The following is a 12018-nucleotide window of genomic DNA, read 5'->3' as shown; positions in this document are numbered from 1 at the left end:
TATGCTTTGTAGATACGGCTTAAAAACGCTCGAAAGCTGAGAAGAAGAAGTTGCCTTCAATAGCGGCGTTCTCGTCGCTGTCTGAACCGTGAACGGCGTTTGCTTCAATTGATTTTGCGAAAAGCTGGCGGATAGTGCCTGCTTCGGCTTTGGTCGGATCGGTAGCGCCGATAAGCTTGCGGAAATCTTCCACAGCATTTTCTTTCTCTAATATAGCAGCTACTATCGGGCCTGATGACATGAAGTTAACCAAGCCGCTGTAAAAAGGACGTTCTTTGTGCACAGCATAAAACTCGCCTGCTTTTTCAGCTGTTAAAGCTGTATATTTTAAAGCGACAATTTTAAAGCCGCCTTCAATTATTTTATCCAATATTGCACCAATGTGGCCGTTAGCTACCGCGTCGGGCTTTATCATGGTAAAAGTTTTGTTGGTTTCCATTTATCTTGTTATCAAAATTTTCCGCAAAAATATGCTTTTAAAGGCTGTGTTTTAAATTTTTATACAAATTACGTTTATCTGCATTACATAGCTGTTAACATCCCGTTAATCTGGCCCTTAAAAAATGTTTTGTTAAGTATATCAATGCGTTGGAAATTTATTTTAGCTTTGCAATCCTTTAAAAAGTCAGGATGTTGGATATAGCCTCGGTTGCCCGTTTGCTTGAGCAGCCCCGCAAAATTGTGATAACTACCCATCATAAGCCCGATGGGGACGCTATGGGGTCGTCGCTGGGATTATATAATTACCTGATACAGCAGGGCCACCATGCTAAAGTTATTACCCCTTCAGACTATGCCGACTTTTTAAACTGGATGCCCGGCAACGAGGAAGTTCTGATATATACTGAAAATACACAGCTTGCTGATACTTTTATAGCTGAGGCGGAAATGATATTCTGTCTGGACTTTAACGCGCTTTCACGCATCAACGCCATGGAGGCCTCGGTACGTGCCAGCAGCGCCGCCAAGCTAATGATAGATCATCACCTGGAGCCCGAGGATTTTGACGATTTTCGTTACTGGGATATAAATGCCTGTGCAACAGCGCAGTTAGTTTATATGTTTATTGCTGATGCCCTTAATAATAAGGCTCTGATAAATAAAGATGTGGCGACTTGTTTATACACCGGTATTTTAACAGACTCGGCATCATTTAAGCTGCCAAAAACCACGGCAGAAGTTCACATAATAGCGGCTGAATTAATAAATGCCGGTGCAGTTAACTGGAGGATAAATGAACTTGTTTACAACAGTTCGAGTGAAAACCGTTTGCGCTTTTTAGGAAATTGCCTAGTGAATAAGCTTGAGGTGCTTAACGAATACAATACGGCTATTGTAAGCGTTACAAAAGCTGAATTGGAACAGTACGAAGTTGAAACCGGAGATACTGAAGGTATAGTAAATTATGCTCTATCAATAAGCAATGTGCGCCTTGCAGCTTTTATTGTTGAACGCACTGATGAAGTAAAATTGTCTTTACGTTCAAAAGGAGAGTTTCCGGCTAACGAAATTTGTAAAAAATATTTTGCAGGTGGCGGTCACCGCAATGCTGCAGGCGGCCGCAGCGATGAGCCGCTTCAAGCCGTTATAGAAAAATTTAAATCAATTTTACCTGACTATAAAAAGTTATTAATACAATAAAGAAGAATGAAAAAAAATCTGATGTTTTTAGCGCTTGCTGCAATTGGGCTGGCAAGTTGCAATGGTGGACTTAAAGAGGCACCGGGTGGCCTGCTTTATGAGATCCATACTGATAAAGAAGGACCAACCGTTAAAGAAGGCGATTTTATAAGTGTTAACCTCATAGCAAAAAACGATGCCGATTCGGTACTCGGTTCAACTTATGATTCTGGCCGCCCTATGCCATCTTTGATGCAAAAACCACAAAGCAAAGGTGATATCTACAGCGGTTTAGCATTACTTAGCGAAGGGGATAGCGCTACCATCAAAATCAATACCGACTCGATGTTCAAAAAAGGCCAGCCAAAACCTCCGGGCCTTAAAGGCAAATACATTATTTACAACATTAAAGTTGAAAAAGTAATTCAGAAAGGTAAACTGAGCGAACAGGTTTTCCAGGGCCGTATCTCTGATTACTTTAAAGGTTTAGGTGAAGCTTCAAAAAAACGTGAGCCAGCTATTATGTCAAAATATATCGCTGACAATGATTTGAAAGTAAACAAAACAGCTTCGGGCCTTAACTATGTTATCAGCAAAAAAGGCAGCGGCCCTAATGTTGCTGTTGGGGATACTGCCGAGGTGAATTATGTTGGTAAACTGGCAAGCACAGGTAAAGTATTTGATACCAATATCAAAGAAGAAGCTGTAAAAGCTAAAATGAATGAACCGATGCGTCAATTTGCCCCTATACGTATAGCCGTTGGCGAACATAAAGTTATACCGGGATGGGATGAAGGTTTGCAATTGCTTAACAAAGGTTCAAAAGCTACATTTGTTATCCCATCAAACCTGGCTTACGGCGAACAAGGCGCTCAAAATGTGATTCCGCCATTTATGCCGCTTGTATTTGAAGTTGAACTGGTGAACATCATTAAACCAAACCCGAACGCGCCAAAGCCAGCTGCTCCAAAACTCCAACTGCCGGCTACAAAATAATCGTTTAACAATATTTCAAGCCTTTCTGATGTTATATCAGGAAGGCTTTTTTATTCTATGAAAAAATACATTTTAGCTGCGGCGCTGCTGGCAACGGTATTTGCTTCCAAAGCACAGCAACAAATAAACGGGACAAGCTTTGCTTTGATAACCGATGCACCCGGCGACAAGGCGAAAATCGACGATATTATTAGCTTTAATATTATACAACGTACCGAAAAAGATTCGGTATTGTTTAGCAGTTACCAAATGGGCAGGCCTATCCAGTTGCGCATAAAGCCTTCACAAAATGTGATGGACCTAATGGATGTTTTTGTCCAGATGTCTGCCGGTGACAGTGCGATGGTGAAAATACCTACTGATTCGATATTTAAAGGACGTGAAAGCGAGCGTCCGCCGTTTATAACCAAAGGTTCGCAGATAGTCACTTTGATAAAAATGGAAAAAGTACAGTCGATGGCAACCTTTATGGCCGAGCGTAATGCCGAGCTTGAAAAACTAAAAGCCGCAGAGGCTGCCGAAGCAGGCGAATACATCATAACCAATAAACTTAAGCCGGTTACAACAGCATCAGGATTAAAATATATTATAACCGCGCCGTCGGCGAAAGCCAAACCTAAAGCGGGTGATACTGTACTGGTAAATTATGTTGGTCGGACGCTTGATGATAAAGTATTTGATTCGAGCATTGAGTCTGAAGCTCAAAAAGCTGGCCTTAGCCAGCCGGGCCGTGAGTATAAACCCATTGAAGTGATACTTGGCCAAAACGGTGTGATAAAGGGTTGGGAAGAAGGTTTGTTATTGCTTGGCGAAGGTGCTAAGGCAAAACTGATCATTCCTTCGCAACTGGGTTATGGCGACCGCGGCGCAGGCCAGGCCATAAAGCCATACAGCACACTGGTGTTTGATGTAGAACTGGTAAAGATAAAGCGGGCGAAAGCAGCCGCGCCGGGACCGGTAATGAAACGTCCGTTGAAGAAAAGGCCATCAGTTAGCAAACCTGCAGCTAAAAAAACACCTGTAAGTAAAAAGAAAAATTAGCGAAAAGCCTTCTGACATAAATCAGAGGGCTTTTTTATTTTTGCAGCATGGTTTTAACCGATACGCACACGCATTTATATTACGAAAAAAATGAGATTAAGCGTGCGCAGCTGATACAGCGATGTATCAACAACAATGTAAAAAGGCTGTTTTTGCCAAACGTGGATATTGATTCGGTGCCGCAGGTATTCGCGCTTACCGATGCTTATCCGGATATGTGTTACCCAATGCTTGGCCTGCATCCTTGTGATGTAAAAGAAGGCTGGGAAGCACAGCTTGAACAAATTATGGCGTTTGAGCCGCAGCGTAAAATTTATGCCGTTGGCGAAATTGGCATCGACCTGTATTGGGATAAAACTACTTTAGCCGAACAAATTAAAGCCTTTAAACAGCAAATTGCCTGGGCAAAGCAGCTTGATTTGCCTATAGTGATACACTGCCGCAACGCATTTGACGAGGTGTTCAAAGTATTGGAAGAAGAGCAGGATGAGAAACTGCGCGGCATTTTCCATTGCTTTACCGGGAATACCGAACAAGCAGAGAAAGTGATAGCCTTAGGATTTTATCTCGGAATAGGAGGTGTGGTTACTTACAAAAATTCGGGGCTTGATAAGGCAATTGAGAAAATTGATTTGCAAAACATCGTTTTAGAAACAGATTCTCCGTACCTTACACCCACCCCGTTCCGTGGTAAGCCAAACGAAAGTTCTTATTTAGTTTACGTAGCCCAAAAAGTAGCTGAGATACACGATACCGATATGGAAACCGTTGCAGCTGTAACAACGCGTAACTCTGAAAAGATTTTTGGTGTATAAGGATAATAACAAACTGATTGATAAACCAGAATAATATTTAATGAGCCAGATACTGATCATCTATACCGGGGGGACAATAGGTATGATGAGTGACCCGACTACCAAAGTGCTTCGCCCAATTAATTTTGAGCAGATAATGGATAACGTGCCCGAACTTGAACGCCTTAATTGTAAAATAAAGGTGCACTCGTTTGATACCATTATTGATTCATCAAACATGAGCCCGGCAATTTGGAGCGAACTGGCACGCTTAGTTCAGGTAAACTACGACAGTGTTGACGGTTTTGTAATTCTGCATGGTTCGGATACTATGGCCTACACCGCGTCGGCGCTTAGCTTTATGCTCGAAAATCTGGATAAGCCGGTAATCTTTACAGGCTCTCAGTTGCCCATAAGCGCGGTACGTACTGATGCGAAGGAAAACCTGATGACGGCTATTGAGATAGCCAAAGCCAAAAAAAATGATAAAGCCCGTGTGCCGGAAGTATGTATATATTTCGATTATAAGCTTTTCAGAGGGAACAGGGCATTCAAATACAACTCATCAAAATTCGAGGCGTTCCGCTCGCCAAACTACCCCATACTGGCCGAGTCGGGTGTGCACCTGCGTTTCAGCGTAAATGATATACGCCAACCAGGCGATGGCCAATTAACCATTCATAATGAACTTGAAAGCGATGTAGCGGTACTGAAACTTTATCCGGGTATCAGTCCGAAAGTAGTTGAAACTGTCCTGGCATCCGACGTAAGGGGTATTATAATGGAAACTTTCGGCGCCGGTAATACAACAACCGACGCCTGGTTTATCGATCTGCTTAAAAACGCTGTCGACAGCGGTAAGGTGATACTCGACATTTCGCAGTGTAAGGTTGGTACAGTTGAACTTGGCCGTTACGAAACCAGCAAGCAGCTAAAGGATATCGGCATAGCCAATGGTTATGATATGACCTTTGAAGCGGCAGTTACCAAAACCATGTATCTGCTTGGTCAACATAGCGATCCGAAAGTAGTAAAAGAACTGCTGGAAACCGATCTTCGGGGCGAGCTTACCATATCATAACGGGTAATATTTCGTGTGATATTTGATGCTTGTGTCTCAAAATGCAAAATCTTTTTAGCAAGCATTTTACGGTTAAAATATTTAATAATATATTAGGTGCATAATAATACAGCAGGCACTTAGCAAGCTGTACATAACCAATTATATTATTAAACTTTTGATAAACCGATACTAAGGCATGCTTTTTACCGACGCCAAATTTGTATACTTCTTACTGGTAGTATTCGCGCTATTTTATATAAAGCCTTTAAAAAAGTATCAAACACAAATACTTATTGCAGCAAGCCTGCTGTTTTACTACTTCAACAGCACTACGTTTTTAATACTGCTGCTTTTTTCGGCATCGATGAATGTGCTGTTTAGCTGGCTGATAACCAATTCAAACAGTTTTAAAACACGAAAAACCTTTGTAACTATCGGTATAACACTTAATGTGCTCGTGCTGGTGTTCTTCAAGTACGGGCTAATGCTGGTATCAACCTTTACTAACGAAACATCAGAAGTATATAATTTCTTCATGATAATGGGGTTACCTATAGGGATATCGTTTTACACTTTTGAAGGAATAAGCCTTTTATTTGATACCTATAAGGCACGCAACTCCCCCGGATATAAACCGGTAAAACAGAATTTTTTTACCCATGTAAAAAATGTTTTCCTGTTCATCTCATTTTTTCCACACCTTATAGCGGGGCCTATACTTCGTGCCAACCATTTCTTTCCGCAGATAGAAACCAAGCATATTAAAAACATTAACTGGCAGTATTGCTTTCGCAAGCTGGTGCTGGGGTTCTTTTTAAAACTGGTAGTGGCCAATAACCTGCAATATTTTACGGCCTGGCTGCAAAGCCCGGCAATGGATAACCTGTCGTCGTTAACATTATTTGTGCTGATATTAGGATTCACCTTTCAGCTGTTTGCCGATTTTGCCGGCTATTCATATATAGCCCTGGGCCTTGCCGGTTTGTTTGGTTACCAGTTGGAAGAAAACTTTGATTATCCGTTTGTATCATCGTCGCTTAGTGAACTGTGGCGCAGATGGCATATTACACTGTCGTCATTTTTGCGTTATTATGTTTACACCAATTTACTTGGCGGAGGCCGAAGGGGTAAGGTAGTATCGCTTATCAATATCTTTTTAACCATGGTACTTGCAGGTTTATGGCATGGTTCAAAGTGGTCGTTTGCTATATGGGGATCAATACATGGCAGCGCGCTGGTGATAGAGCACCTGATAAAAAAAGGTACTAAAAGTTGGGGTTTCACCAAAGTGCGCAATGTGCTGGGCTGGGTAATATCATATTTTTTTGTAATTGTACCATGTATGGCGTTGTTTAGATTCCCTACGTTACAAGGAGCAATTGATTACGCTATATTATTCCTTAATAATACCGATTATAAGGATGATTACCGCCTGATCACTTACCTGTGCCTGTACTCATCGCCAATTGTATTAATGCACTTGCTGTATAAATACAAAAACACAAGGCCTGTACACTATGTGTTTAACAAAGCCGATTATTTGGTTTACGGGCCAATGTTGTTCTTTATTGTGGTAAATGGTGCGCAATCGTCGCCGTTTATATATTTTAATTTTTAAGTTATGATAAAACGATCAGTATTATTCGCCATAGCTTTATTATTACTGTATGCCGCTTATGTAAGTTATGGTAACGCGGTGCCTGTATCTCAGCACCAGTGGCAGGATAACACCATACGTACCCAAAATTATTCATACACAGATTCGCTGCACAAAAAGGATGTGATTATCGGCACTTCGCTAACCGCTATGATGGAGCCAAATACATTGCCCGGTGATGTATATATGCTGGTATATCCGGGAATGAGCGTGGTTAATGGCATTATCACACTCAAAGAAAATAACATCGCTCCTAAATATATTTTTATTGAAGAAAACGCAGTTTTAAAACCCGTTAATACCGACTTTAACGATTACATTTTTGGTGATATACATTTTTACAGTAAAAAATATTTTCCTTTTCTGCGCGATTGTTATCAGCCTGTAGGGCAGGCGGCCGGCTTTGTAGAGCGACACAGCGCTGCAAGGGTGCAATTTTTCAGCGACTGGATATTTAACCCGGTACTTCGTGTATTTCAATCAAACCCAAAGGCAACCATTGATAAAGAAGCACACTATCGTGAACTGAAACGCCGCCGTAATATGGTTGATACCGCCGCATTAATAAGCAGTTTTACACAGCTTAAAAACGAACTCAAATGGTTGGAGGATCGAGGCACCAGGATATATTTCTACGCCACGCCAACTCATCCCGACGTATTTAAGTGCAAACAAAGCAAGGCGGTTATGGACGCATTTAAGAAATATTTCCCGCCTGGCAAGTACAATTATTTTGAAATACCCGATGTTAGCCAGTATACACAACTGCACGATCAGCTGCACCTTGACAAGCCGTCGGCCATACGTTACGCACGAGTATTTTCTAAAGAGTTAAACAGCGCGCGTGGGCATTAACGTTATTTAGTATGCCACAGGTATCAGTTATAATACCTAATTATAATCATGCACGCTACCTGCGCCAGCGGATAGACAGCATACTTACGCAAACATATACCAATTTTGAAGTTATTATACTTGACGATTGTTCAACAGATAACAGCAAGGAAATCATCGAAACCTATCGGGGGAATGAAAAGGTAAGTAAGATATTGTGTAATGAAACCAACAGCGGCAGCCCATTTACACAATGGGAAAAGGGCATAGCCGAAGCCACCGGACAGTGGATATGGATAGCCGAGAGTGATGATTATGCCGGGCCCAACTTTCTTGAGACATTGATAACCCTTGCAGGGCAGTATAAAAGCGCGGGTATTGTTTTTTGCGGTTCTGTTTGGGTTGATGATAAGGGCAACGCCGGAGAGGACCTTTCCATACACCGGCAATCGTTTTTTCGCAAAGGTACCGATGAGATAAGCGGTTACATGAGCATACAATGCACTGTTCAGAATGTCAGCTCGGCCATTATACGCCGGGATATAGCGGCAGAAATTATCAGCGGAATAAAACAATATAAAGCCTGCGGCGACTGGATATTTTACGTTAAATTATTGCAGCGTGCTGATATGGCGTTCAATGCCCAAAAGCTTAATTATTTCAGATGGTACCACCATAACCTGTCGCGCACAGCCCGGGAAAACAATTACTGGCTTACTGAAGGTATTCATGTTCTTGAAAACATTGACCTTGCCAAAGTAAAGTTCAGTTTGAAAGAATTTTTGCGTACCGTACGCTTTTGGCAAAGGCAGATAAAGGCTTCAAATCAAGCCGGTAAACAGAAGCAGGGTGTTTTAAACAGCTTTATCAAGAGGTATATTCGTGAAAAGGTAACATGGTAATGGCCGGCAAGGTTTGCATAGTTATACCTGTACACAGCCCGAACCCGGAATATTATGAACTGGTGTCGTTCAGGCAGTGTTTTCGCGTGTTGGGTAATCATCCTATTTATGTGATAGCTCCTAAAGGACTTGATATGACTGCGTATAACGCGGTAGTACCTGAATTTGAAATAAAATATATCAACCCTGAATGGTTTGCCAGTAAGCTCAATTATAACAAGCTGAAACTTAGTCAGTACTTTTACAGCTTGTTCAGCCAATATATGTACATGCTTACTTATGAATTAGATGCCTTTGTGTTTACCGACGATTTAAATCACTGGTGCAACAAAGGTTACGATTACATTGGCGCGCCATGGCTTAACGAAGCGGGCACCGAAATAACCGGCATTGGTAATTCTGGGTTTTCGTTACGAAAGATATCCGCTATACAAGCCGGATTAAAAAACGTTTATTACATCGATCAGAAAAAACATTCAGCCATACGAAAGCAGGGCTTCATTATGAAGTTAAAGAAACCAATATTTAAAGTATTACGCGTATTGGCGAAAATGAAAAGCATTTTTAATAACGAGAATGCTACCATACAAAGGGCCGGTTTTTTATATGAAGATAAGCTGATACATGATTACCTGGCCAAAGACAATTTTAAAATGGCGCCTGTTGAAGATGCCTGCCGCTTTAGCTTTGAAACGCATCCTGATGTGCTTTACCGCATAAACGAGGGTAAATTGCCTATGGGCTGCCATGCGTGGTGGCGTTATGACCTGCCTTTTTGGAAACCTTTTATAGAGAGCTATGGATACCGGTTATGACATACGCTTTTCGATAATTATACCGGCATACAACAGCGCTGCAACTATAAGTAGCTGCCTGCAGAGTGTGCTCAGGCAAACGTTTCCGGTGTTTGAGATATTGGTGATAGATGGGCTTTCTGATGATGATACGGTGGAAATTATCCAGTCCTTTAAAAATCCTTCTATTAAGGTAACGTCCGAAAAAGATAATGGCATTTATGATGCCATGAACAAAGGTATATGGCAGGCAAAAGGTAACTGGCTGTATTTTTTAGGCAGCGATGATGAATTGCATGATGAAAATGTGCTGAAGGATATTGTAGACGTAATAAATAGTTTGCCCAATGTGCAGGTGGTGTTTGGGGATGTGGTTACAACCGAAGGCAAACGTGAACGCTATATAAATTATAACTTTTGGGACTTGGTAATAGAACGCTGCATTTGCCACCAGGCGATATTTTATCATCGCGCGGTTTTTAATGTTGATTTTTACGATACCCGGTATAAGGTATGTGCCGACTGGGATTTTAATTTGAAGATTTTTGCCTGGGGCGTGTTCTCACAATATATACCGAGGGTTATTGCTAAATTTAACACAAGTGGCGTAAGCGGGCAGTGGCAGCAGCACCCCGAGTACCTGGCCAACTTTGCCGACCGTAAAAAACTGGTTGTTAAGTATAAAAGCAGTTTATACTTGCCGTATTATTATATCAATAAATTGTTTCGTAAAATTAAAAGGAAGCTGTTTTAATGGATGTATCTGTAATTATACCCTTTTACAACGCGGGCAATTATATTAACGACGCCGTTAACAGCGTGCAGACTTTTTTAAACCGTACAGATATTACGTGCGAAGTGATAATTACTGACGATGGCTCGACTGACCTGCAATCGTTGGAAGCCTTATTGGCGTTAGAAAAGCAATCGGGCATCAAAGTTATACGACAAGAAAATAAAGGTCCCGGTGCGGCGCGTAATACGGCTATTCGTAATTCATCAGGCAAATACCTTCTTTTTTTGGATAGTGATAATAAGATACTGCCACGATTTATAGAAAAAGGCTTAGAAATACTGGATGCCGGAAAAGCTGACATTGTTTATGGCAACGCCCAATTCTTCGGCGATTCATCGAAGCCGTTATTTAAATCCGGCGAACTGAATTTATCTAAACTGATGGCGCGTAATTATATCGACATGTGTGCCATGGTGCGCCGGCAAGTTTGGGAAACTACCGGTGGCTTTGATGAGGGCGAGGTGCTGCGTAAAGGGCAGGAAGACTGGGAACTTTGGATAAGCGCTTACAAAGCCGGTTTCAGGTTTTTTTATGTGGACGAAATATTGTTTGATTACCGCGTCCGCAACGCCTCTTTAACCAATGCCGATAGTGTGGCGCGTTATAAAGCCGCATGCGAATACATCTACAGGAAGCATCCCGATTTGGTTATACAAGTGTTTTTAACACTAACTGATGAAGTGCACGCCTACGAACGCGACAAGCAAAAGCCTTTCCGCTCAATGCTGAAGTACGCCTGGCACAAATACTTTAATAAGAAACGCTGATTTACTGAGCGCCGAACATGCCGTATTTCAGAATACAGTATATCGCCCTGAAACCGTCTTTCCAGCCTATTTTTTTACCTTCTTCATAGGTACGGCCGTAGTAAGAAATACCAACTTCATATATCCTGATTTTTGGCACACGCGAAATTTTAGTGGTTACTTCAGGCTCAAAACCAAAACGTTTTTCACGCAAGGTTAATGATTGTATGATCTTGGTATTAAATAGCTTGTAACACGTTTCCATGTCTGTAAGATTTAGATTGGTGCATGCGTTTGATAAGGTGGTTAAAAATTTATTACCTATAGTATGCCAGAAGAACAATATACGGTGCGGCCGACCGCCCATAAAGCGTGAGCCATAAACCACATCCGCGAAGCCTGAAACTACCGGTTTCAAAATGTGGTTATATTCTTGCGGATCATACTCCAGGTCGGCGTCCTGGATAATAAGATATTCGCCTGTAGCCTTGCTGATACCGGTATGCAACGCGGCGCCCTTACCTTTGTTTACTTCATGAAAATAGTACTTAATGTCAAGTTCCGGATTAGCGGCAATGTAACGGTGAATAGCAGCTTCGGTATCATCTGTTGAATGATCGTTTACAATAATCACTTCTTTGTTGATATTATTAACAAGGTCAACTTCTTTAATTTTATCAAGGATAAGGTGTATCGTGCGGCCTTCGTTATATGCCGGGACAATGATCGACAGTTTGTTAAATGACATTTAGGGGATCGGGAAAAACTAAATATA

Annotated in this window: 13 protein-coding genes; 11 read left to right on the top strand and 2 right to left on the bottom strand. The window is 41.6% G+C overall.

Annotated features, from left to right (window positions below; all coding sequences use genetic code 11):
* Positions 1 to 19: 19 nt before the first annotated feature.
* Positions 20 to 439, bottom strand: coding sequence for a nucleoside-diphosphate kinase (locus EOD41_RS16340; protein ID WP_127706884.1), 420 nt, complete (start codon positions 437 to 439; stop codon positions 20 to 22).
* 191 nt (positions 440 to 630) lie between these two features.
* Here EOD41_RS16340 and EOD41_RS16335 point away from each other — a divergent pair, with 191 nt between their 5' ends.
* The 11 genes from EOD41_RS16335 to EOD41_RS16285 all read left to right on the top strand — a co-directional run bounded on the left by EOD41_RS16335 (position 631) and on the right by EOD41_RS16285 (position 11264).
* Positions 631 to 1641: a DHH family phosphoesterase gene (locus tag EOD41_RS16335; RefSeq protein WP_127706882.1), complete on the top strand. Its 1011-nt coding sequence runs from the start codon at positions 631 to 633 to the stop codon at positions 1639 to 1641.
* A gap of 6 nt (positions 1642 to 1647) precedes the next feature.
* Positions 1648 to 2616 carry an FKBP-type peptidyl-prolyl cis-trans isomerase gene (locus EOD41_RS16330; RefSeq protein ID WP_127706880.1) on the top strand — a complete coding sequence of 323 codons (969 nt, stop codon included), beginning with the start codon at positions 1648 to 1650 and terminating at the stop codon, positions 2614 to 2616.
* 57 nt (positions 2617 to 2673) lie between these two features.
* Positions 2674 to 3657, top strand: coding sequence for an FKBP-type peptidyl-prolyl cis-trans isomerase (locus tag EOD41_RS16325; RefSeq protein WP_127706878.1), 984 nt, complete (start codon positions 2674 to 2676; stop codon positions 3655 to 3657).
* 47 nt (positions 3658 to 3704) lie between these two features.
* Positions 3705 to 4472 carry a TatD family hydrolase gene (locus EOD41_RS16320; protein WP_127706876.1) on the top strand — a complete coding sequence of 256 codons (768 nt, stop codon included), beginning with the start codon at positions 3705 to 3707 and terminating at the stop codon, positions 4470 to 4472.
* Between the two features lie 40 nt (positions 4473 to 4512).
* Positions 4513 to 5532 carry an asparaginase gene (locus EOD41_RS16315; RefSeq protein ID WP_127706874.1) on the top strand — a complete coding sequence of 340 codons (1020 nt, stop codon included), beginning with the start codon at positions 4513 to 4515 and terminating at the stop codon, positions 5530 to 5532.
* Positions 5533 to 5710: 178 nt separating this feature from the next.
* Positions 5711 to 7132: an MBOAT family O-acyltransferase gene (locus EOD41_RS16310; RefSeq protein ID WP_127706872.1), complete on the top strand. Its 1422-nt coding sequence runs from the start codon at positions 5711 to 5713 to the stop codon at positions 7130 to 7132.
* A 3-nt stretch (positions 7133 to 7135) separates the two neighbouring features.
* Positions 7136 to 8026, top strand: a complete 891-nt coding sequence (locus EOD41_RS16305) for a hypothetical protein (RefSeq protein WP_127706870.1) — start codon at positions 7136 to 7138, stop codon at positions 8024 to 8026.
* 11 nt (positions 8027 to 8037) lie between these two features.
* Positions 8038 to 8907, top strand: a complete 870-nt coding sequence (locus EOD41_RS16300) for a glycosyltransferase family 2 protein (RefSeq protein WP_127706868.1) — start codon at positions 8038 to 8040, stop codon at positions 8905 to 8907.
* Positions 8907 to 9722, top strand: coding sequence for a DUF5672 family protein (locus EOD41_RS16295; RefSeq protein WP_164849955.1), 816 nt, complete (start codon positions 8907 to 8909; stop codon positions 9720 to 9722). The genes EOD41_RS16300 and EOD41_RS16295 overlap by 1 nt, the downstream gene beginning before the upstream one ends.
* Complete coding sequence (locus tag EOD41_RS16290; protein WP_127706864.1) at positions 9706 to 10455, top strand: glycosyltransferase family 2 protein; 750 nt, start codon at positions 9706 to 9708, stop codon at positions 10453 to 10455. The genes EOD41_RS16295 and EOD41_RS16290 overlap by 17 nt, the downstream gene beginning before the upstream one ends.
* A complete protein-coding gene (locus tag EOD41_RS16285; protein ID WP_127706862.1) occupies positions 10455 to 11264 on the top strand; it encodes a glycosyltransferase family 2 protein in 810 nt (269 codons plus the stop codon). Before EOD41_RS16290 ends, EOD41_RS16285 begins: the two co-directional genes overlap by 1 nt.
* A gap of 1 nt (position 11265) precedes the next feature.
* On the opposite strand, the gene EOD41_RS16280 is transcribed toward EOD41_RS16285, so the two are convergent.
* Positions 11266 to 11991, bottom strand: a complete 726-nt coding sequence (locus tag EOD41_RS16280) for a glycosyltransferase family 2 protein (protein WP_127706860.1) — start codon at positions 11989 to 11991, stop codon at positions 11266 to 11268.
* Positions 11992 to 12018: the final 27 nt, after the last annotated feature.

Source organism: Mucilaginibacter limnophilus, from assembly GCF_004005815.1.
GTDB lineage: Bacteria > Bacteroidota > Bacteroidia > Sphingobacteriales > Sphingobacteriaceae > Mucilaginibacter > Mucilaginibacter limnophilus.
This window is presented reverse-complemented; position numbering and strand designations above follow the sequence as displayed.

Excerpts from the sequence above, each read along its gene's own strand:
- EOD41_RS16340 (WP_127706884.1), bottom strand. The coding sequence starts at position 439 with ATGGAAACCAACAAAACTTTTACCATGATAAAGCCCGACGCGGTAGCT.
- EOD41_RS16335 (WP_127706882.1), top strand. The coding sequence starts at position 631 with ATGTTGGATATAGCCTCGGTTGCCCGTTTGCTTGAGCAGCCCCGCAAA.
- EOD41_RS16330 (WP_127706880.1), top strand. The coding sequence starts at position 1,648 with ATGAAAAAAAATCTGATGTTTTTAGCGCTTGCTGCAATTGGGCTGGCA.
- EOD41_RS16325 (WP_127706878.1), top strand. The coding sequence starts at position 2,674 with ATGAAAAAATACATTTTAGCTGCGGCGCTGCTGGCAACGGTATTTGCT.
- EOD41_RS16320 (WP_127706876.1), top strand. The coding sequence starts at position 3,705 with ATGGTTTTAACCGATACGCACACGCATTTATATTACGAAAAAAATGAG.
- EOD41_RS16315 (WP_127706874.1), top strand. The coding sequence starts at position 4,513 with ATGAGCCAGATACTGATCATCTATACCGGGGGGACAATAGGTATGATG.
- EOD41_RS16310 (WP_127706872.1), top strand. The coding sequence starts at position 5,711 with ATGCTTTTTACCGACGCCAAATTTGTATACTTCTTACTGGTAGTATTC.
- EOD41_RS16305 (WP_127706870.1), top strand. The coding sequence starts at position 7,136 with ATGATAAAACGATCAGTATTATTCGCCATAGCTTTATTATTACTGTAT.
- EOD41_RS16300 (WP_127706868.1), top strand. The coding sequence starts at position 8,038 with ATGCCACAGGTATCAGTTATAATACCTAATTATAATCATGCACGCTAC.
- EOD41_RS16295 (WP_164849955.1), top strand. The coding sequence starts at position 8,907 with ATGGCCGGCAAGGTTTGCATAGTTATACCTGTACACAGCCCGAACCCG.
- EOD41_RS16290 (WP_127706864.1), top strand. The coding sequence starts at position 9,706 with ATGGATACCGGTTATGACATACGCTTTTCGATAATTATACCGGCATAC.
- EOD41_RS16285 (WP_127706862.1), top strand. The coding sequence starts at position 10,455 with ATGGATGTATCTGTAATTATACCCTTTTACAACGCGGGCAATTATATT.
- EOD41_RS16280 (WP_127706860.1), bottom strand. The coding sequence starts at position 11,991 with ATGTCATTTAACAAACTGTCGATCATTGTCCCGGCATATAACGAAGGC.